This is a genomic window from Rhizobium sp. AN80A, from assembly GCF_030053015.1.
Taxonomy (GTDB): domain Bacteria; phylum Pseudomonadota; class Alphaproteobacteria; order Rhizobiales; family Rhizobiaceae; genus Rhizobium; species Rhizobium metallidurans.
Genome location: NZ_JASJPX010000002.1, coordinates 661,125 through 680,683 on the forward strand (window position 1 = coordinate 661,125; position 19,559 = coordinate 680,683).

Below are 19,559 nucleotides of genomic sequence, written 5' to 3' on the forward strand. Positions count from 1 at the left end.
GGGGACGACGGAGATTTCCGCTTGTTTGCCGCTTACGGCAAGGCCCTTCGTGGCCCGGAAGGTGTCGCGGTGCTGTACTCGGGGATTGTTGTCCCCGCTCAGGCAACGAGTGCTCATTTCCTGAACTAGGTTCGTTGGTTACCACGCCAAAGCCACCTGCCCTAGGACGGATCAAGTCGGAAAACCGAGGAACCAGGTCTGCTAGCGCCGGGGCGAGCGCGGCATGACAGGTCCCGCGTGAACGGATCCTCGAAACAGATCGTATCGCAGCTTCCGGTCGCGGCGTCGGGGTTAACCCGCGCGAGACCCGATGGCGCACGCACGCCCAGGCGTTCGTTGTCTCTTGTCACTATGAGGAGCATCAAGGAGCGCCTAATCGCCCTGACCGAGCCGCGCGGTCACTGCGTCCTCGCGGAATCGCCAGGCCATCCCGAAGACGTCCGTAAGCGGTTCTCATCGCCACGACCGCCGTCTGATCGTCCCGAGGCTTCATTCCGAGACGGGGTTGCCGAACAGGTCGGTTGGAACAGCTTTTGAGCGGATGGTCGAGGACGGTTCGTCGATCCTTCCGCCGAACGACCGAGCGCTGCCCTTTCGCCCGGACCATAACACGAACTGGATTTTCTCTCCCGCCTTGATGTCGCGGTGCGCCACGAAATAACCCCGGTGGTCAGGTGCGTCCTCGTGTCCGGCTTTTTCATTTTCAAACAGGCAAACGTCGCCGCTGCGTGGTTTAAATGGCATGGTGCTCCTTTTTTTGTCTCGCGGCATGAGCGTCAGGGCAATCCTCTCGGACGCTGCGAACCAATCTGGGTCGCGATGCCTCACCCGTGCCGATGATCTTTTCTGGTTTAGGCAATTCCCGGACGTGGCGGCCCTGCCTCCATAAGTGGCGATCGAACATGGCACCGGCAAGACCGAGAAGGACCGCCATGCGGCCATGCCCATCGGCTAGCGAATGGGGCGTCAAAAATCTCACATGACCTTCCCCTAGTATCACCCCGTAACCTAGGGAGACAGGATGCGCGAGAAGAAGCTTCGAGAAACAGAGTTTGTGGCCGAGACGATCAGAAAATTGGCGGTCCCCGGTATGAAGCCAAAAGCGTTGATTGAAGCGGTCAAGGAAAGGCACCCCAATGCCTCCAAGAAAGACATAGCACGGGCGGCGTTTTTGACCGTTATCATGTCCGCGGAATATGATCCGGAGGACACGCAGGCGCTGCACGACCTCGCGAGTGGTACTCGTGACAGCGATCTGATCGGTCGTTAGACGGAGGTGGAAATTGACCCCTTGATGTTACCGGGGGCCACCGACCCGGACCGATCCATGGCTTGGACAACCATCAATGGATAGTCACGCCTGGGGGAGATTTCGTGACTTGCTCGCGTATCGCGGCGACCAAGCGCGCGGCCGATTTCACGATTTCGACCGCGATATCCGGATCGCCGCTACCCACGTCGTGCGCAAGTTCCTTGATGGCGGCGGCGGCGTCCCTGACCAGCTTGGCGAGCAAATTCTTATCAGTCGGAAGTTGCAACGCGAACCCATCCAACAATTTCCCGAATCTAACTAGGACAGCGGTGATCTCCCGCGGTGTCATCAAGGATGGTTTGAGATCTTCGGACATTCTCCAGGCTTTCTGGAAGCGCTTGTTTCGAAAATGGCAAGGTCGGGCGGATCTCTCGCGCCCGACCTTCCCCTGCCTCAACGACGACCTCCTGACCTCCGTGAAGATCGTCGGAAACAATTCAATGGGGGATTTAGCGCGAACCCTCCGGACTTCAAGTTTCGTCTCGTCGAAACCGTGAAAGGCGGGCCTCACGGCGAGGTGCGGTTTCCAGTCTCGGTCGCCGTGCCATCTTGGCGCTCTTGCGCTTGCATCCGCGCTGCCCGAAGGCGCCAGGTCTTAGCTTCACGTCGGCGACGCTCTTCCTCGATTGTCTCCCGTGCGACTTCATCGGTTCTGTCGCGCGCCTCCACCCGCTGGGCCTGGCTCAACGACCTTCGGCGTTTGGGCTGATCTTGGGTCATAATGACATCCTCCTATAAAGGAAACGCCGAAGACGAAGATAGGTCGCCGTACGAAAGCGTACCCTCGTCTTGATCGAGGCCATTCGGGAACCCGACCTTGGTCGCTGAAAAGCGGGTCCCGGGTCGGTGGGACGATGTCGACTTCGCCACGCGTCAATGAGGAATGCGCGGTGGCCAAGGGCAACCCATGGCCTCGCCAAGGTATTCAGTGGAACGCGATAAAAGGGTTTTTCCGAGAGGCTCCTGACGCCGCCCGCGGCTTAGCCGCGTCCCGCCACCGGCTCCATGCCGAAGGATTTCGAGGTATCAAGGTTCGCGAGGCTTTGCGCGCGGCAAGCAAGACGCTTTCAGAGGAGGATTGGCCGTCGATCACCTTGTGGACGGCGCCGATCTCTCATGGCAATGTTAGCGAGGGGTCGGAACCACGGTGGCACTCACCCTGGTCACCATGATGTCGACCTGCTCTCCGGCGGAGGGCATACTTTCGATCCTTGAATGTTTTTCTTTTGGCGCGCGGACATTTACGGGTCGGTAACCGTTAGGTAATGGCTAGGCCGCTATGGTGGCCAGCAGTGTGATGTGAAATGGAAAATGCATGCTTAGAGTTTGGCGCTGCCTGAGTTTTCCGGTTCTCCTCTTGGTGAGCGCTTGCTCGACGACCGAGCCTCTTGTCACGGCCTCCACGACGCAGCCCCAAGCCCCGCGCCAAACTGATCAAGCGGTGATCGCCGAGACGGTTGGACGTTCCGACGCTGGCTTGCGCCCCTTGGCCTGGGCGAACCCTTCAACTGGCAGCGCTGGCGTCATTCAGCAAGTGGGACCTGTCCTGGATGGGGGGCAAGGCTGCAGGCAATTCATCAGCACGCATCAGACGATCACCGGAAGCTCAACGTTGGACGGCATCGCCTGCCCCTCGGGTAACAACCATTGGAAAATCAATGGCTAGTCGGGTTTCCCGCCTTGTAGAAGACATGGGCGGAGGGTACCCGGCTCACGCAACCGATCACGCGATAAGCTCGAAAGCCGCCGGCGACCTCATCACCACTTCCCGATACACCCGCCCTGTTTATTTGAGGTCGCTTCGGCGGAGCGAATAGACTGCGCCGGAAAAAGCCAGCGCCGCGCGATTTCCTGGAAGGCGAAAATTCTTCCTATCGCCGTCCGCGATCGTGCCGCGGCATATTTCGTCCCGCGACTGGGCAAATACAATCCCGTCTGAAGATTTCGTGTCAACCGGCGCTGCCTCCGCACCAGCTGCAACTCCCGAGAGCTGAAGCGCCCTGGACGCCACAGGTCGCTTTTTTCTCACTCGTTCTGCGTCAAGGTGTCATGGGGATCGGGACGGGGCCGCGCTCGGTGGATTTGATATCGAAAAGTCCGCCATTTTCTTCACGAAACCAGCGGACTCTCACCTTTGAAGATCCATCAAGATGGCGTGGACCACGGGAACGGTAGGTTCAGTGCGCTTTGCCACCCGCCTCGCCGACGGCTTCCACGAAAATCACGCGGGCGGCATCCGCGCTCATGCGGCCGTCCAGAGCAGCCTTGCATGCCATGCGGGCGCGCAGAAACTTGAGACCACTCATATTGGGCCATCGGTCGATAAGGCACGTCATGGCTTCAAACGGACCGCCAACTATCTTCCGCTCTTGGTGCGGGAAATCGACGGCAACTGGTGCATTCCAAGCATTATTCGGCATCCTATCCTCCTCGCGACGCTGAACATTCGTATGCAACTTTATTTAGGGAGCGGAGCGGTCTAGAAAAGCATCGAGTTCGTGTTGGTACGGTCCCGGACGGAGGTCTCCTCCAGAGGCTTCCGGGTCTTGTCCTCATCAAGATATTGGCTCCGGCAAGAAGGAGAACATAAAAAGAACAGGAAAGGATGCTGGTGATGACCAGGACGCCGATCAAGAAGCCATGGGCTGAGGACGAGATAGGGACCTATTGGACGACCCCGGGCGAGGCATCTCTCGCCGAGGCCCATCCGCTTCTGATGGCCGTTCTCCTTATGATGCCAGGGCACCAGGAATGGTCTGTCTTATCGGTCGAGGCCTATGACATGGGGTCGGGCGGGCCGATTGGCTCGTTTGATATTGCTTCGACCCAAGGAGCGGCGGGGCGTGCGGCTACGTCAATGCCGTTGGTTGCAAGCAGGTAATGGACAAGCCCCTGTCGTGGCGCCGTTGAAAATCTCCGCTGTCGGGCCGAAGCGAGAATTGCGAACGAATGCGCCGGCCGCTGATATCTAAGCCACGGAGGAGAGGCTGATGTTCAACTGCTTACCGAAAGGCAACTTAACCAGGCTCGAAAGAAGCATGAACCGCGCTCAGCGAAAACAATTCGTCCATCGGAGCCTCGAATAGAGAATCCGTGTCGCGGATCAAATCGATTTAGGCCTGAGCTTAGATGTCGAGAGCTGCTCGAAGCGTCTCCAGCCGTTCCATTGCGATTACTCCGTCAGCAATACCAGGCGCCGGAGTTGATGCACCGGCGAGCGCGGGAACAACGTCTGCCAGTAGTGAGTGATAACCCTTCGGATCTTCATTTGCCGCCGCGGTGAAGTTTGGCTTCCACGTTAGCGTGTCGCTATCGTCCTTGAGCGTCGCGCCTAGGTCGTCGATCTTGAATGGGGGATCGCGGTGCCATTTGATCTCGATCACGTCGTCGACCTCAATTCTCTGGTGATCGCTCATCAACTCAATACGCTCCACCGGCGTTCCGCGGACTGAATGGTCCCCATCGCAATGTTGCCGATCGCTCCGCATTCGAATTCGAACCCGACATGGAAGAGCACGCGGCCGGGCGTTTTCTCGACCTTGCGGGCCGTAATGGCGCGCACGGGCGAAACGAGGAATGAAACAAGGTCCATATAGTGGACGCAGTGGTGCAGGAAGAAGCCGGTGTAATCGACGTTTCCGGCGAAGTATCCGGGCGCCGTCATATAATAGCCGGTTAGTCCCATCACCTCACCGAAACGGCCAGATCTGACGATGTTCGCAGCCATCCGGTTGCCGATCGAGTATCGCTTCATGAAGCCCAGCAGAAGCGGCTTCCTCGCCTTCTCGGAGGCGGCCAGCAGTTCGCGTGCGCCTGCCGCGCTTCCCGATGGCGGTTTTTCCATGAAGACGGGCAAGCCCCTCTCAAGCGCCGCCTTGCCGAAGGCCAGATGCTGGTCCGGGCCAACCGCCATGCCGATGGCGTCGAGGCCAGGCGTGCGCAGCAGATCCTCGACATCGGTCACGAGATTGGTGACACCGAACTGGCGGCCGGCGCTCTTCAGGCGCGCGCCGTCAATATCGCACAGTCCGATCAGCTGTACGTCATGACGGACGAGCTGCGGGAGAAGCATTTGTGTTGCGTGAATGCCGCAACCGATCCAACCGATTTTCATGGTCATCGACGATATTCCGTAAGCAGGAGGTGGGATTTCATGAAGGCGCTCGATGCCGAGAGGCGATCGCTTTCGTCTTCGTGGGGTGCGCGCCACTGAGCGAAGGGCACGCCGAAACGGTCGTCCGTCCGTCGGAAAGGCTCAAGCGATATCGGGCCAGTATAGCCAACCTCGTGCAGCGCCCGGCAGACTTCCACCCAGTTGGTCATGCCGGTGCCGGGAAAGCCGCGGTGATTTTCGTTCGCCTGGAAATGCACGATGCGATCACCACCGAGCCGGATGGCCTCGGCGAGAGAGCTCTCCTCCATGTGCATGTGGAACGTGTCCAGCATAAGCTTCACGGCGGGATGATCGACAGCGTCGAGCAGTTCCATGGCCTGCTGCGTCGTGCAAAGGACGTCGCTTTCGAACCGGTTGAGCGGCTCGACCGCAAGGGCAACGCCGGCATTGCGGGCATGGTCCCCCGCCTCCCTCAACCCCATGACGCAGCGATCCTTGCGCGCCAGCCGCTCGTTTTCGTCAATGGGCTGCGGCGGTCGGCCCGCGAATACCAGGGGGTTGCCGGTCAGCGGTCCACCGACGATCTTCGCGCCGAGCCCCGCGGCGCAATCGATCGTGTATTTGAGATATTCGACCCCGGACCGATGAGCCTTGATCTCGGCCGATGCGAGATTGCGCTGGAGGTTGACACGGGCTGCGAGCACTACGCCCAGCCCGGCGTCTTCAAGTGCCTTGCGCGTCTCCTTGATGTCGAGCTCACCGACCTCGGGAACGAGAAGTTCCACGAAATCAAACCCGTGTTCGCGCATCTTCGCAAACAGCTGAAAATGCTCGGCTGTGAAAGGTCGCGCATACTGCATTGAAATCAACCCGATCGGGTTCATTCGCCATTCCTTTTTATGAGCGGGGTTCGAACTTTCGAACCGTATGGAGAATCGATGGACATCAGCCCTTGACTGCCCCCTGGGTCAGGCCGCCGATCAGGCGCCGTTGCACGAGAAGGAAGAGGATGGTTGCCGGCATGGCGCCGACGACGGCGCCCGCCGCGAGCAGACCCCACTCGATCTGGTATTCTCCGATCAGGGTCTGGATCGCGACGGTGACGGGGCGCACGTTTCGGCCGCCGAGCGTCAGGGCGTAGAGATATTCGTTCCAGGCGGTGATGAAGATATAGATGCCTGTCGAGACGATCCCCGGCATGGTCAGCGGCAGCACCACCTTCCGCAACGCCGTCAGCCGCGAGGCACCATCGGTCATCGCCGCTTCGTCGAGGCTCTTCGGGATCGCCCCGATATAGCTCGTCAGCATCCAGACGGCAAAAGGAATGGCGACGGTCGCGTTGGCGAGGATCAGGCCAAGATGCGTGTCCAGTATTCCGAACTTTCTCATCAGCACGAATAGCGGAAGAATAAGGAGCACGATCGGGAACATGTTGATCAGCAGGAACTGGAGCATCAACAATTTCCGGCCGGGAAAGCGAAACCGCGAGAAGGCATAGGCCGCCGTGACCGAGACGATCAGGCCGACGACGACAGTCCCACCGGCGATGATCAGGCTGTCCATCATGTTCTTCAGAAACGACGTCTGCTCGAAAAGCCTGACGTAGTTGTCGCCACTCCATGCCGCCGGCGACAACGACACTCCGTTGGCGTTGAGCGCCGCGGTCGGCGTCAGGGACGTCATGATCATCCAGGCGAACGGCGCCATTGCGAAGATCACCAGCAACGCGACCGGCACGTCGGTCGTCAGGATGCGCCGAAGGGTTCCGGGTTTTTTCACTTCTGCACCTCCCGCATCGTCCGGGCCAGATAGACGGCGACGAATGCGCCGAGGAAAAGGGTGAAGGTCACGGCGATTGCCGTTCCGTAGCCAAAATCGAGATTCTGGCGCGCTTTGATAAAGGCGTAGAGAGGCAACGTATGCGTTGCGTAGCCCGGCCCACCGCCGGTCATAACGAAGATCACGTCCATCGAATTGGCGACCCAGATCACCCGGAGCAACCCGGCGGTCGCCAGAACCGGTGCGATCCCGGGCAAGGTGATGTGAAGAAACTGACGCCACGGAGACGCACCGTCGATCGACGCCGCCTCGTATTGGCTTTTCGGAATTCCCTGCAGGCCAGCGAGGATCATCACCGCGAAGAACGGGAATCCCTGCCAGGTCAGGGTGGCGATGATCGCGTAGATCGCGACATTGGGATCGGCAAGCCACGGAACCGCTGCCTTGACGATCGAGAGGTAGATCAGGATGTCGTTGAGTACGCCGGTATTCGGATCGTAGATCCAGCGCCACATGAGCGCGATGACGACACTCGGCAGAGCCCAGGGAATAATGATCAGTGCCCGGGCGAGACCTCGCCACGGAAATTCGCGATTGAGCAGCAGCGCCGTCAACAGGCCGAGCCCCATCTGTAGCGGCACGGTCAGGCCGATCCAGATGATCGTGTTCCAGAGCGCCACCCAGAAGACAGGATCGTTGAACAGCTTCACATAGTTTGCGAAGCCGACGAACTTGCTGGCATTCGGCCTGAAGAGCACGAGATCGTGGAAGCTCGTCCATACCGCCTGGATCATAGGCATGAAGACGATGACGAGCGTGACGAAGACGGCCGGCGCCAAGAGCATGTATGGAAGTACGCGTTCCGAACGCCATTGGATTCGGCTTCGGCGCATCGGGGGAGAGGTCGTCGATAAGGACATGATCGGCTCCGGGGACGAACTGCGGTGGACGGCCCCGGAATAAACCGGAGCCGTCGCCCATGGACTACTCGGCGAAGAGTGTTTGCAACTGTTCCATCATCTGCTTCGCGGTGATCTGTCCGGTGAGAGCCTGCTGCATGTTCGTCTGCCACGCGGTGTTGACGAACTCCGTCACGGCCGACGTCTGCGGCAGTACCTTGGCGAAGGGCAGCGACTGCACCGTCGCGTCGACAAAGCGGCGCTCATGCAGTTTCCAGTTCGCCGAACCACTCTTGGTCACGGTCATCTGGCCGGTCGCACTGTTGAACGCGACATTGTTTTCGCCCTCTGCGAGGAAGGAAATCCACTTCCATGCCGCATCTTTCACCGCCGACGACGAAAAGATCGCCAGCGATTCATCGCCGTAGGATGTCCACTGTCCCTTGCCGCACTTCGGCACCGGCACGGCTGATACCTTATCGCCCAGCGCCGCCACGAGATCCTTGGAGGATCCGATGTGATGGATGGTCATGGCCGTCTTTCCGGATTTGAAGGCGGCTATGATTTCCTGGAAGCCGTCGTTCGGTGCCGAGGGAGGGATGACCTTGTCCTTCTGGAAAAGGTCGACAACCCACTGGTTGGCAGTGATCGCTTCCGGGGTCGTCAGACCGCCCGGCTTCAGTTCAGCGCCTTGCGACATGACGAAAGAGCCCCACTGGTCCCATCCGCCCTTACCGCCACGCAGTCCGAAGCCGTAGGTATCCGGTGCCTTCGTCAGCTTGATCGCGTCGTCCCTGAACTCCTCGCAGGTGGTCGGCGGTTTCAGGCCCGCGGCCTGAAAGAGGTCGGTGCGATAATAGAGGTAGAGAACGACATACTGGATCGGCAGATAATACTGCTGGCCGTCAGGTCCCTTGTTCAGCTCGAGCAGGTTGTCGAGCAAATCGGCCTTGCCCTTCCAGGCATCGATCCGCTCGCCGAGCGGCTCCAGCGCGCCCATCTCGACGAGCCTCGGCTGTGCGAACAGCTTCACCATGGCGGCGTCAGGCGCGTTGCCGCCCACGATCGACGTGTAGAGATTGTCGTAATAGCTGTTCCATGGAACGTTTTCCGCTTCGATCTTGATATCCGGATTCGCTGTTTCGAACTTCTTCACCAGATCCGACATCGGATTGGCGGGATTGTCGAAATGGTACCAGAAACGGACGGTCTCCGCCGCCATGGCCTGGCTAAAGGCGGCCGAAGCAGTCAAGGCGGCGCCGAGCGCCAAAGTCTTCAGAATTTTCATGCCTTCCTCCTCTTATTATAACGCTATTGGCGGCCGGTCAGAAGCCTTGCCGCATTTCCCGCCGCATGAAGCGCCTCCCGCGCCGCGGCCAGTTCACGAGTGTTCTGCAAGAACCCGTGCATGACGCCCGGGACGATTTGCAGTTCGTCGTCACGGCCAAGCGCCCAAAGGCGCCGGCCAAGCTCAAGTGTGTCGGAGAGCAGGGGATCTACGGCCGCCGCCATGAGATAAAGCGGAGGCAACGACGCCAAGTCGGCATCGTCAGCCATCAGCGGGCAAGCCAGGGGATTGCCGTCAATCGTCTGCCCGCCGGCATAAAAGCTCCAGTAACGCTGCATTTTCGGCCGCGTCAGGCCGGGGCCATTCTCGAACCGGATATAGGACGGGGTCTCGAACGAGCGGGCGTAATTTCCGTAGAACAGCAAGGCGCCATCGGCCTTGGCTCCGCCGGTTGCCTGCTCGTGCAGCATCGCGGCCAATGCGAGGTTCGCCCCGGCCGAGTCACCCGAGATCAGAACCGGCCCGCTCCTGACGCCTGCCTCCTTCGTCGCGGCAAGGACGCTTCGCAGCGCCGAGACGACATCCTTGAGCCCGGCGGGAAACGGATCTTCCGGCGCCAACCGGTAATCCGGCAGGACCACGGGCATTCCGCTCTCGACAGCGAGCACCCGTGCACAACGTTCGTGCGTTTCGGGTGAACAGAAGGCGAAACCGCCACCGTGGATGAAAAGAATGACACCGGGGCGAGCGTCTCGCGGAACCAGCACCTTGAGACGGGTCCGCCCCGCTCCCAGGCTCGCGTCTTCGTCCACCCAGACATCGCCGGCGAAATCCATTCTCGGCAAATCGGTATTGCACCGCGCGTTTGCGGCGAGCGATTGAGCACGCCCTTCAGCGGGCGGCAGCGTCGTCGGATCGGGCAGAGCACCGAGTTCCAGGTAAACCGCCTCGATCAAGGCGATCGACTCCTCGGACAGTTCTCCCGACAAATCCACTGACGAGCTCACTGCGTCGCCTCCGGAAACACCTCGGGGCCAAGATCGACAATCGTCGCGATGTGATGCTGCATTGCCTTGGTGGCTCGAAGCGCGTCGCCGCTTTCGATGCAGTCGATAATGCTGCGATGGCGCTCCGCCGTTGCGGCAAGATCCCGGCCGCGGGGCTGCGGGAAATCTTGAAGCGATGGTTATGAACAAGGCAGCGATGCAGGATCGGGTCGAGGGCCGGAAGGTTTGCGTCCTCGAAAACGCGGCGATGGAAATCCCTGTCGAAGGCGGCCAGCTCCAGTTCGTCACCCATCCTTGCCGCCGACACCATCTTCTCGAACAGCTCGTTCAGATCCCTGATCAACGTCCGGCTCGGCGCCCGCATCACACGCGCCATGCCGTTTCCTTCGATCTGCTGGCGAAGGCGGAACATTTCGATTGCTTCGTCTTCGGTGCATTCCGAGACCTGCGTGCCTCGCCGCCCCTTTCGCAACACGAGTCCCTCCTCCTGTAGCTGCAGCAACGCTTCGCGAACGGTGCCCTGGCTGCATTGGAAATGCGCGGCCAGATCCAGCTCCGTGAGCCCCGTGCCTGGCTCCAGTACGCCGAGCATGATGTCGCGCTTCAGGGCATCGAAGGCGGCCCCCGCCTTTGCCGGCCTGCTCGCTGTCTGCCTGGGAGGAAAATATGCCATGTGCTGGTCCGAAGAGTTGCCAATCTAATCAAGTATCATTATCGATATTGATCTCGATAATTAGCGTCAAGTCAGAAATTTCGATCTGGGAGGAACATGTGGCCGGAATCGAACTGAAAAGAATTAAAAAGTCGTACGGCGCGCTGAAGGTCATTCACGACATCGACGTGACCATCAGGAGCGGAGAGTTCCTTGTGTTGGTCGGACCATCCGGTTGCGGGAAATCCACGCTCCTGCGGATGATCGCCGGCTTGGAGGAGATATCCGGAGGCGACCTGATCATCGATGGCGCACGCGTGAACGACCTTGCGCCGGCCGAGCGCAATATCGCGATGGTGTTTCAAGACTACGCGCTCTATCCGCATATGACGGTCCGCGAGAACATGTCCTTCGGCTTGAAAATGCGGGGCGAGAAGGACGATCGAATATCGGGCCGGGTGGGACAGGCAGCCGATGTGCTGAAGATCGCCGATTACCTCGAGCGACGTCCAGGCCAACTCTCCGGAGGACAGCGCCAGCGCGTCGCCATGGGCCGGGCGATCGTCAGGGAGCCCGCGGCCTTTTTGTTCGACGAGCCTCTATCCAACCTCGATGCGGCGCTCCGTGTCGAGATGCGGCTCGAGATCGCAAAGCTGCACAACCGCATGAAGGCAACGACCGTCTATGTCACCCATGACCAGGTCGAGGCGATGACACTGGCGGATCGCATCGTCGTCATGAACGCCGGCGTCGTCGAGCAGATCGGCAGGCCGCTCGATCTCTACCACAAGCCCTCCAGCCTCTTCGTCGCCCGCTTCATCGGCAGCCCGACCATGAATACGATACCCGCGACGCTGGCAGCCGATAGCGCGGGCATTCAGATCCTTGGCCGGCATCTACCGCTTCAGTTGCCCGTTGCGTCAGCACCCTCGACACGGGACGTTGTTGTTGGCGTCCGGCCGGAAGATCTCAATCTATGTTGCGAGGAGGAAGCCTGGTTCAGCGGTGAGTTGATGGTCGCCGAGCGACTGGGCAGCCAGACTTACGGCTACGTCGAAATCGGCCACTCGAAAATGTTGAGCGTCGAGTTTCCGCGAAACAGCGAGCTCACTGTCGGCGACACGATGCATTTCAGCTGCTCAAGCGGGACCATCCACCTCTTCGACGCGAGCAACGGAGCGAGGTTGTCGGTGTGAGGTAAGACGGTAGGGCCGCCGCGTCGGGCGCATATGCTCTGCTTCACCTACCACAGGGAATTGTGGAAGAAACTTTCTGAGCGTGCATCATGAGGCTGGTCCCATTGCGCCGACTGGCCAGCCGGGACATGCCTCGCATGAGTCTCTTGCACCCAGCTTTGGACGGGGCTTGTGGCATGCGCAATGGCCTAGGCGCGCCCTTCCCTCGCCTGCAGCATCATCAGCGTAAGGTCATCGACCTCACGGTTCTCGGGAACATTGCTAGCCTTCGGCGTTGCCTGGCCGTAGGCTGGATTGCCGCCTTGAGCGAACTGTCGGTTGGAGGACTTTGTTCCGGTGGTAGTCGATCGAGTGCTGCCACTATTAGCATGGGACATTTTCAAGCTCCGTTGGCGCGACGTGAAATCTCCACATCAAATGACGCCGCGGCCAAATGGTTCCGGCTCGAAGATCAGGGCTGGAGAGATTCCGCCCGGCGGCGTATCCGGATTTCAATGCGTCGACGCTCTTGGACATCCCCTGCTTGTCCCGCGGTGAGCTTGTCACCTGGGACGACAAGCTGAGCCGCCGACATCGGCAAGACCGTGACGTCCTTTAGGTTCGCATTGGCTTTCAAGACATTGGCAACCGCGATTGCCCGGGCAAGCCCGAGTCCGGCGTTATCGGCCGGCTGGAGGGCGTCGACAGGGAGTCGGCCGTCGATGACGCCGATCGACGCGTCGTCGAGATTGGAGCTGCTCCTGGCGACGCGTTGCTCGTCAGTGTGACCGATCACCTCGACAACGTCGACCTTGTAACGCTCCAGGTTGTCGGAGATCTGTTCAGCGATCGAAGTCTCAAGCTTTCCCGCGAACTCGGGTGTCAGCGCCGCGCTGCCCGATGTGAAGTAGTAGCCTCCCGCTTCTGACAGATTTATGATGGGAGGCCACTCGCGCGGCTGGACGTCGCCCTTGAGGACCTCCTCCAGTTTGCCTGGTGCTTGGTCGAGGGGAATGTTGTTCTTGGCGAGAACCTTCGCCACGGCCGCGAGCTTTTCAAGATCGGCGGCGCTAGCGTCATTCATCTTGAGCCGGTCCATGATCTGCCGAGCGGACACCAGTTCACGCCATTGGCTCTCGAACTTGGCGCGGTCAGCTGGTGTGATATGCGAGCCAAGTTTCGACTGCGCCTCGACAAGGCGTGCCGACAACTCCATGTTCTGTGTCTCCAGCTGTACCAGCCGCTGTTCCGCGACCATGCGTTGTTTGCGCTCGGCGGTGATCATCGCCGCGGCGACCAAAAGCAGGCAAAAAACAAGCAGGAGCATGGACTCGGCCATGGTGAGGCCGAGGATGAGGCCGCGATTATAGCCCTTATGTTCGAGCTTGGGGCTCGCTTCCGCCCTGGTCACCATCTGAACAGCCGCCGTTTCGGTTCGGTGTCCGGACCCGGTTGCCCGAAGCCGACATCCTCCAACGTGCCGCTCGTGGCGTCCGCGTTCGTTTGATCGCCCGCCCCGGCGTCAATGTTATCAGTATCCGGCGGAGACGAGGTAGGGGAAAGCGGCTCTCCCTGGCGTTCCAGGGCTTCGGCAATTCGATCCAGTTTGCTGCCCATGCCATTGAGTGGTTTGAGAGCCTCGTCGATCTTGATAGCCTGGGAACGGGCCTCGGCGAGCCCCTCCTCCATCCTGCGCGAATGTGCGTCGGTCATGTCCTTGATCGCATCGACCGCGGGGTTGAGCTCCAATCGGATGAGGTCCTCCGGCTTCCTGATTTCGCCAAGGCGCGCGCCGACGCCCTCGACGGCCACCCCAAACTTGTCGATGATGGTGGAGAGCTTGTCGGTCGTCTCGGTTAGTTTCCTTGTTGCTTCCGCTGCCTGATCGGTGACCGACCTATTGTGGTCCTCGAGAATTGAAGAGAGTTTGGTTGCGGCTTCCTGGATTGGGATGATCGCCTCCTTGGAGATCGCCTCGATCACCTTGCGGATTTCCTCGCCGTTTTTCTCCGCCTGGCGGCCGATCTCCTCGAAGCCTTCCGTCAGCATCTGGTTGCTGACGCGACGGTAGTTCGAGAACTCGCGAGCCGAAGTGTCGAGCTCGGTGCGTACGCGTCTCGTCATCTCCGCCAGCTCGTGGCGGGCGCTGCGTTCGATGTCGATCGGATCGCGGCGCATCTGGTTGAACAGAATGCGCAATGTCACGCCGGCGATCGTCGACGTCACCGCGATACCGAAGTTGCGGACGATCGTCTCGATGGAGGTTTCGCCGGCAAACAGGTAGAGCGACACGCCAAGGCTGGAGAGCGTGAAGAGGAACCCCATGTAATAGAGGTTGTCGCCCGCTTGCTCGTTGTGGAGACGAAAACCGGCGAGCGCGATCGAGGCCAGGAAGTAGATGGCCATCAGCGCCAGTGGAACCGCGGTCACGACTAGGGTGGACCAAGCGGCCAGTTTGGCCGACCAGATGAATGCCATCCCTCCGATCGTCACGGCGGCAAACAACACGATCGGAGCCCAGTCTCGAAGAGCGGTCCTTCCGGTATCGTTCGTCGCCATTACCGTAACCCCTCCAACCGGGTGAAGCCCGCGAACTCCCCGTTGTTGTTCTCCACCCATGATTTCCAAAACGTGGCGAGGTCCTCCATCTTGAACTTCTGCCCCGGTCTTTGAAAAGCAAGGATTTTAACCTGCACTCCATCCAGGGACGTCCGGAACTTCTCCCTCGCCGGGCTGGCTTCGAACTTCGCTACCGAAACCCCTTCACGGTAGCTGGAGAAGTCAGCTGTATGCTCGACCATGTCCGAGGCTATGTACAAGGTTTTATTAATCCCGGCGGGCAATGGCTGAAACGCCTCGAGGTTTATCCGCTGGATGCCCGCCATGATCGGGGAGAACTCGCCCGAAGCACCCGAGTCGAGCTTGCCCGCGATGTTGTCCAGGGGCTTCTGGAAACCCTTCTCCCAACGCTGCTGCACGAGCTTGGGATTGCTCGTCCATTCGTTGGCGAGAGCGCCACTACCAGGATTGCAACCATGAAAAGTCCGCTCAAGCTTGCCCTCCTCGTCGGTCAACGCGAAAACATCGATCGCGCCGTTGACAGGCACGCTTGAAACCAATCGCTGGAACTGGTTTTTCAGATCGATTGATGTCGCTTCGGAGATCGGATCGGTCACATCCAGCAGGACCGCTATCTCGCTCTTCGGCCCCATAGTTGGGCAAAGGGACGCCTTGTCCAACGAGATCGTCGACATCGCTTGATACTTGAGCCACCCGAAGGCTCCGACCATTCCCAGCGCCACGGCCGAAAGCGCAATCGTTCCAATCACGGCGCCTGTCGAGAAGCCGCCTTTTCTTGATCGACTGCTACGCCGCCTGTTGCGAGCCAACGCCTGCCTCCGGGAATAGATTGTCTAGTTTGTGATATTGCGCGACCGCGGCCTCGAAGGCGAAGCCGATCTTGCTGATTTGATCGTTGAGTTCAGCCTGGGCGATCTGGATTCGTTCGGTCAGAACGCGATCGTCCCAGTCCTCGCTCGTCTTCACCACCGGGTTGATCCGCTCGAGCTTGTAAGCGACGGCGAAATACTGGGGCTCGGCGTCCGTTCTCGCGGCACGGTTGGCCTCCCGATACGCCGTGAGGACGGAATTCGCCGTCCGCTCCAGATGACCTTGATATTCGGCGAAAAGCCCCATGGTCCGTGTACGATGGGCGATGATGGCGGCGGATTCCCGACGACGCGAACTCAGGTCCCTGACGATCTCCTCGATCTTTCCGTTGTGCTCGTCACGGATTTCGCGAAGGTTGTCGATGAGATCAAGCTTCCCGGAGATGTAATTTTGTCTCGCCTCGTCCAACCGCCTTTGGACCCCCGCGAAACCTGGATATGCGTCGGTCAACATGCACCCGTCGATGAACGCCAGGATCGAGAAGAAAATCCCGATGGCAAACAGCATCCAGGAATTGAGCTCGACCAATCCGAGCGGATTTTCCCGAATGCGGCGAATGACCTCCGTCCCCGCCCCCTCGATGATGGTGGCTGAAACCTCGCGGTAGTGGGCCAAGGCGAGGTTGACCGCGAGCGCGACCGCGATGTAGCCAGCCAGGCCGACCAAGCCGAATAGCTTCATCAGCCAGGATCGATGCACAAGGTTGCGGACGCAGAAGATGGCGAATAGCAGTGCCGAGCCGATATTGAGGACAGCGAAGACGACTGCCTCCGTAATGCCACCGATAATACCTTGCTCGCTGCCCTTGGCGAGGAAGTTGCCGTTCATGACGATTTCGACGAGGATGAGGACGACAAGCAGGGCAATCTTGACGCTTGTCGCGCCCGCGCTTGGGACCTTGGCCGCGCGATCGAGCCCATGGCGACGCTTGAACGACGTCATTTCGTCTTCCGCGATCTTGAGGTCGCGGCGCAAGCCATGCAGTTCGTCGACCCCACTGGCGATCTCGGCCTTGAAGTCCGAGAGGCTGGACGCGTTCGCCTGGCGAATGAGCCCGAACTGACCCTCGAAGTCCAGGTTCCGCAACCTGGTCTCGAATGTCTGAAACTGATCCTCGAGGACTTGATAAGCCGATGCCTTCTCCTGCTCGATGCGGCCCACCACCAGCTGCTCCACTTCATCCAGGGATTGTGCCGAGGTCGCGGGGCGGTTCGCCCGTCCGTTTGCCTCGCCCTTCTCACGGACATTCAGTGCGTGGATAAGCTTGTCCGTGTCGAGCTGTGGGAAAATCTCCGTCGAGGCGCGGAAGTCGTGGCTGGATTCACGAACGCCGGACCAAAGCTTGTTTAGTGCATCAAACGGCAAGGCATCCTCGTCGGAAACATGGTTGCTATTGTGTGACCTTGAAAGGCGTATCTCAGAGGTTTTAATCGGTCCAGTGACATTGCCGCCGAAAGACTTTAATCACCGAGCACGGTTAATCTGTGTCCTGTTCGTTCGCCCCAAGGCAAGATGCGACCCGCATTGCCGCGATTGTCCGGGTCGGTGCCGCCGTCCAAGACGTTTCCAGTCAGCCGATCGAGGCAACCGGCGTGGAGGCGGAACGTGTCCGCGCCAGGCTCCAGGAAAATTCCCGCGAAGGTGAGGAAGGAAACCGATGGCGGGAGCGTAGACATCAATCAGCATGCTCACTTTCGTCCTCGAGGACCGCCTGGAGCCACTCAAAATTCGGGAGATGGTTGTCGAGGCGGGCGGGACGGGATCCGCCGAGGAAGCGGAGGCATTCGCTCCCCGACCCGATTCATGTGATCAGGATCGATGCACGCGAGGCCCTGATCCTGGTGGAGCGAGATCGAGACGGTATTTTCAGCATGCTTGGAGAGGTTGGTGGTGGCGAATAGACAAAACACGGGGCCCCGGTCCCAGCGGGGCGGCGTGAACTCGCCGATGGGACGTGGTAAGGCGGTGCCGGAATGCCCTCCGCCATGACGCACTCGTCGGCATAAGTAATGATCGATCGGTCTTTGAGCGTCGTCGGCGTTGAGGAAACACTCCAGGATTCGAGCTCCATGCGCTGGCCCACAATCAGCGAATGGACGGCGGGAGCTCCACGGCGTAGTGCCGCGATCCGCGCCCGCAAAGATAGACCTCACGTTCGGGATTGCTCTCGATCGTGAAACCAGAACTACGAAGCATCGCCTCCATCGCCGCCTTATTGGGAACAAACCAGTTCGTGGGATCGGAAGCATAGCGTTCTTCCACGAAGAAGAGTTTTGGATAGTCGGGTCGGTCAAACATCGCCCACTCCGAAAACTCGTAGTTCTCCTGGAGGTCTGGAATTCGTTCGTCGCCACGTTGCAGGCATTGAAATAGCATCTGGTCGCCCACGACATGCTGATGGAGAAGATCAAGCGCGAGCAGCGGATGGCGCAGATGGTAAAGGACGCCCATGAAGATCACGAGGTCGAACGTGTCGCCGAGTTTACCGACATCGTAGACCGACATTTGGCGGAACTCCACGTCGAGCCCCGATTGTTCAGCGGCGAAACGAGCCTGGCGAAGATAGCGCGGGTCGGAATCAATGCCCACCACCCGGCCGGCATTCCGTCTCTTCATCTCCAGTGAGTAGAAACCGGCATTGCACCCCACGTCGAGGACACTCCGCCCTTCAAGATCCTCGGGAATGATATTTCGAAATCCCTGCCATTTGAAGTTTGGGTAGTCGCCAAGAAAGTGGTTCGGTGCCGTCTTCACACCCTTGATGTCCAGGTTGTGAAACCAAGGGCCGAGTTCGATGATCCTTGCTTGCAGGTCTTCTTGAGGCAGCGTGCGGTGGGTATCCATGCCTCATACCCCCATGCGCAGGTCAGCGGCTTGAACGGCTTGCCCGCTGGGAATGGCCGCCCCAGCACGCCCAACCTCCTTCACGAACCAGTCCGCCGTCATCCTCAGACCCTCGGCCAGCGGCACGCGCGGCTCCCAGGAGAGCAGTTCGCTCGCGCGGGAAATATCCGGACGCCGCCGCCGCGGATCGTCCTGTGGTAGGGGCCGATAAACGATTTGCGACGCGGAAGGAACCATGTCCATCACCTTGACGGCCAGCTCGTTGATGGTGAACTCGCCAGGGTTGCCAAGGTTGACCGGTGCCCCCGGATTGGGATCGACATCCATTAGCGCCATCAGCCCGGCGACCAAATCGCTGACAAAGCAAAAGGAACGTGTCTGTTCGCCGGTGCCATAAATCGTTAATGGCTCACCGGAGATCGCCTGAACGAGCAGGTTTGAAATGATGCGGCCGTCATTGGGCTGCATGCGTGGACCGTAGGTATTAAAGATTCTCGCCACTCGGGCATCGACGCGACCGGTGCGTAGCATGTCGAAGCATAACGCCTCGGCGGCTCGTTTCCCCTCGTCGTAGCATGCCCGAGGGCCGGTGCAGCTGACATTGCCGCGATAGTCTTCCCGCTGCGGATGCTCGGCCGGATCGCCGTAAACCTCGCTGGTGGAGGCCTGAAGGAAGGAGGCGCCATTTTGTTCGGCGAGCTTCAGGAGATTGCCAGTGCCACCCACGCAGGTCATCATCGTATGAACGGGGTCGGCCTGGTATTGTGGCGGGGAGGCCGCGCAGGCGAGGTTATAGACCTGGTCCACCGGCTCGTCCAATTCCGACAGAGCACAGATGTCCTTCTGAATCAACCGGAAGTTCGCGTGGTTCATCAGCGGGCGGACATTGTGTCGCGAGCCGGTGATATAGCTGTCGACGCAAATCACTCGATCACGGCGGGCGAGCAGTGCGTCGCAAAGATGCGAGCCCACAAAGCCGGCGCCACCGGCGACAACAACGGTCTTGCCTTTTTCATTTCGGGTTCCAAGCGGCATTTTG

20 protein-coding genes and 1 pseudogene are annotated in these 19,559 nt (G+C 59.7%); 3 read left to right on the top strand and 18 right to left on the bottom strand.

What is annotated here, in order from left to right:
- Positions 1 to 489 precede the first annotated feature (489 nt).
- Entirely contained in the window at positions 490 to 744 is a 255-nt protein-coding gene (locus P3R82_RS09550; protein ID WP_112980671.1) for a hypothetical protein, read from the bottom strand.
- A gap of 277 nt (positions 745 to 1,021) precedes the next feature.
- Between P3R82_RS09550 and P3R82_RS09555 the strand changes: the two genes are divergently transcribed.
- On the top strand, positions 1,022 to 1,270 hold the full coding sequence (locus tag P3R82_RS09555; protein ID WP_112950591.1) for a hypothetical protein: 249 nt from the start codon (positions 1,022 to 1,024) through the stop codon (positions 1,268 to 1,270).
- 73 nt (positions 1,271 to 1,343) lie between these two features.
- On the opposite strand, the gene P3R82_RS09560 is transcribed toward P3R82_RS09555, so the two are convergent.
- A complete protein-coding gene (locus P3R82_RS09560; RefSeq protein WP_111563937.1) occupies positions 1,344 to 1,628 on the bottom strand; it encodes a hypothetical protein in 285 nt (94 codons plus the stop codon).
- A gap of 999 nt (positions 1,629 to 2,627) precedes the next feature.
- On the opposite strand from P3R82_RS09560, the gene P3R82_RS09565 reads away from it, so the two are divergent.
- Positions 2,628 to 2,978 carry an RT0821/Lpp0805 family surface protein gene (locus P3R82_RS09565; RefSeq protein WP_111563935.1) on the top strand — a complete coding sequence of 117 codons (351 nt, stop codon included), beginning with the start codon at positions 2,628 to 2,630 and terminating at the stop codon, positions 2,976 to 2,978.
- Positions 2,979 to 3,489: 511 nt separating this feature from the next.
- Here the strand turns inward: P3R82_RS09565 and P3R82_RS09570 are convergent.
- The 10 genes and pseudogenes from P3R82_RS09570 to P3R82_RS09615 form a co-directional block, all read right to left on the bottom strand.
- Positions 3,490 to 3,732 (bottom strand): DUF982 domain-containing protein, encoded by a 243-nt coding sequence (locus P3R82_RS09570; RefSeq protein WP_111563934.1) that lies wholly within the window; start codon positions 3,730 to 3,732, stop codon positions 3,490 to 3,492.
- A 705-nt stretch (positions 3,733 to 4,437) separates the two neighbouring features.
- A complete protein-coding gene (locus P3R82_RS09575) occupies positions 4,438 to 4,728 on the bottom strand; it encodes a hypothetical protein (protein WP_283193714.1) in 291 nt (96 codons plus the stop codon).
- Entirely contained in the window at positions 4,728 to 5,432 is a 705-nt protein-coding gene (locus P3R82_RS09580) for a Gfo/Idh/MocA family oxidoreductase (protein WP_283193715.1), read from the bottom strand. The genes P3R82_RS09575 and P3R82_RS09580 overlap by 1 nt, the downstream gene beginning before the upstream one ends.
- Positions 5,429 to 6,310, bottom strand: coding sequence for a sugar phosphate isomerase/epimerase family protein (locus P3R82_RS09585; RefSeq protein ID WP_111563932.1), 882 nt, complete (start codon positions 6,308 to 6,310; stop codon positions 5,429 to 5,431). Before P3R82_RS09585 ends, P3R82_RS09580 begins: the two co-directional genes overlap by 4 nt.
- Before the next feature lie 61 nt (positions 6,311 to 6,371).
- Positions 6,372 to 7,205: a carbohydrate ABC transporter permease gene (locus P3R82_RS09590; RefSeq protein WP_112950588.1), complete on the bottom strand. Its 834-nt coding sequence runs from the start codon at positions 7,203 to 7,205 to the stop codon at positions 6,372 to 6,374.
- On the bottom strand, positions 7,202 to 8,050 hold the full coding sequence (locus P3R82_RS09595; RefSeq protein ID WP_283193716.1) for a sugar ABC transporter permease: 849 nt from the start codon (positions 8,048 to 8,050) through the stop codon (positions 7,202 to 7,204). Before P3R82_RS09595 ends, P3R82_RS09590 begins: the two co-directional genes overlap by 4 nt.
- Positions 8,051 to 8,189: 139 nt before the next feature.
- Positions 8,190 to 9,392 (bottom strand): sugar ABC transporter substrate-binding protein, encoded by a 1,203-nt coding sequence (locus tag P3R82_RS09600; protein ID WP_111563929.1) that lies wholly within the window; start codon positions 9,390 to 9,392, stop codon positions 8,190 to 8,192.
- A gap of 23 nt (positions 9,393 to 9,415) precedes the next feature.
- Entirely contained in the window at positions 9,416 to 10,348 is a 933-nt protein-coding gene (locus tag P3R82_RS09605) for an alpha/beta hydrolase (protein WP_283193717.1), read from the bottom strand.
- Between the two features lie 47 nt (positions 10,349 to 10,395).
- Positions 10,396 to 10,509 (bottom strand): hypothetical protein, encoded by a 114-nt coding sequence (locus tag P3R82_RS09610; RefSeq protein WP_349294067.1) that lies wholly within the window; start codon positions 10,507 to 10,509, stop codon positions 10,396 to 10,398.
- Positions 10,510 to 10,616: 107 nt separating this feature from the next.
- Positions 10,617 to 11,072: pseudogene (locus P3R82_RS09615) on the bottom strand (GntR family transcriptional regulator); the annotation flags it as partial.
- 98 nt (positions 11,073 to 11,170) lie between these two features.
- Here P3R82_RS09615 and ugpC point away from each other — a divergent pair.
- Positions 11,171 to 12,247, top strand: coding sequence for a sn-glycerol-3-phosphate ABC transporter ATP-binding protein UgpC (gene ugpC / locus P3R82_RS09620; RefSeq protein WP_112950587.1), 1,077 nt, complete (start codon positions 11,171 to 11,173; stop codon positions 12,245 to 12,247).
- 451 nt (positions 12,248 to 12,698) lie between these two features.
- On the opposite strand, the gene P3R82_RS09625 is transcribed toward ugpC, so the two are convergent.
- The 6 genes from P3R82_RS09625 to P3R82_RS09650 form a co-directional block, all read right to left on the bottom strand.
- A complete protein-coding gene (locus tag P3R82_RS09625) occupies positions 12,699 to 13,640 on the bottom strand; it encodes an OmpA family protein (protein WP_112436032.1) in 942 nt (313 codons plus the stop codon).
- Positions 13,634 to 14,785: a hypothetical protein gene (locus P3R82_RS09630; protein ID WP_112436033.1), complete on the bottom strand. Its 1,152-nt coding sequence runs from the start codon at positions 14,783 to 14,785 to the stop codon at positions 13,634 to 13,636. Before P3R82_RS09630 ends, P3R82_RS09625 begins: the two co-directional genes overlap by 7 nt.
- A complete protein-coding gene (locus P3R82_RS09635; protein ID WP_112436034.1) occupies positions 14,785 to 15,615 on the bottom strand; it encodes a hypothetical protein in 831 nt (276 codons plus the stop codon). Before P3R82_RS09635 ends, P3R82_RS09630 begins: the two co-directional genes overlap by 1 nt.
- Positions 15,593 to 17,041: a hypothetical protein gene (locus tag P3R82_RS09640; RefSeq protein ID WP_283193718.1), complete on the bottom strand. Its 1,449-nt coding sequence runs from the start codon at positions 17,039 to 17,041 to the stop codon at positions 15,593 to 15,595. Before P3R82_RS09640 ends, P3R82_RS09635 begins: the two co-directional genes overlap by 23 nt.
- A gap of 720 nt (positions 17,042 to 17,761) precedes the next feature.
- Entirely contained in the window at positions 17,762 to 18,520 is a 759-nt protein-coding gene (locus tag P3R82_RS09645; protein WP_112436036.1) for a TIGR04290 family methyltransferase, read from the bottom strand.
- 3 nt (positions 18,521 to 18,523) lie between these two features.
- The gene (locus tag P3R82_RS09650) at positions 18,524 to 19,555 is read right to left on the bottom strand and encodes a UDP-glucuronic acid decarboxylase family protein (protein ID WP_112436037.1); all 1,032 of its coding nucleotides are present in this window, start codon (positions 19,553 to 19,555) and stop codon (positions 18,524 to 18,526) included.
- Between the last annotated feature and the right edge of the window lie 4 nt (positions 19,556 to 19,559).

Coding starts and splice junctions, on each gene's coding strand:
- P3R82_RS09550 (WP_112980671.1), bottom strand. CDS start 744: ATGCCATTTAAACCACGCAGCGGCGACGTTTGCCTGTTTGAAAATGAA.
- P3R82_RS09555 (WP_112950591.1), top strand. CDS start 1,022: ATGCGCGAGAAGAAGCTTCGAGAAACAGAGTTTGTGGCCGAGACGATC.
- P3R82_RS09560 (WP_111563937.1), bottom strand. CDS start 1,628: ATGTCCGAAGATCTCAAACCATCCTTGATGACACCGCGGGAGATCACC.
- P3R82_RS09565 (WP_111563935.1), top strand. CDS start 2,628: ATGCTTAGAGTTTGGCGCTGCCTGAGTTTTCCGGTTCTCCTCTTGGTG.
- P3R82_RS09570 (WP_111563934.1), bottom strand. CDS start 3,732: ATGCCGAATAATGCTTGGAATGCACCAGTTGCCGTCGATTTCCCGCAC.
- P3R82_RS09575 (WP_283193714.1), bottom strand. CDS start 4,728: ATGAGCGATCACCAGAGAATTGAGGTCGACGACGTGATCGAGATCAAA.
- P3R82_RS09580 (WP_283193715.1), bottom strand. CDS start 5,432: ATGACCATGAAAATCGGTTGGATCGGTTGCGGCATTCACGCAACACAA.
- P3R82_RS09585 (WP_111563932.1), bottom strand. CDS start 6,310: ATGAACCCGATCGGGTTGATTTCAATGCAGTATGCGCGACCTTTCACA.
- P3R82_RS09595 (WP_283193716.1), bottom strand. CDS start 8,050: ATGCTCTTGGCGCCGGCCGTCTTCGTCACGCTCGTCATCGTCTTCATG.
- P3R82_RS09600 (WP_111563929.1), bottom strand. CDS start 9,392: ATGAAAATTCTGAAGACTTTGGCGCTCGGCGCCGCCTTGACTGCTTCG.
- P3R82_RS09625 (WP_112436032.1), bottom strand. CDS start 13,640: ATGGTGACCAGGGCGGAAGCGAGCCCCAAGCTCGAACATAAGGGCTAT.
- P3R82_RS09630 (WP_112436033.1), bottom strand. CDS start 14,785: ATGGCGACGAACGATACCGGAAGGACCGCTCTTCGAGACTGGGCTCCG.
- P3R82_RS09645 (WP_112436036.1), bottom strand. CDS start 18,520: ATGGATACCCACCGCACGCTGCCTCAAGAAGACCTGCAAGCAAGGATC.
- P3R82_RS09650 (WP_112436037.1), bottom strand. CDS start 19,555: ATGCCGCTTGGAACCCGAAATGAAAAAGGCAAGACCGTTGTTGTCGCC.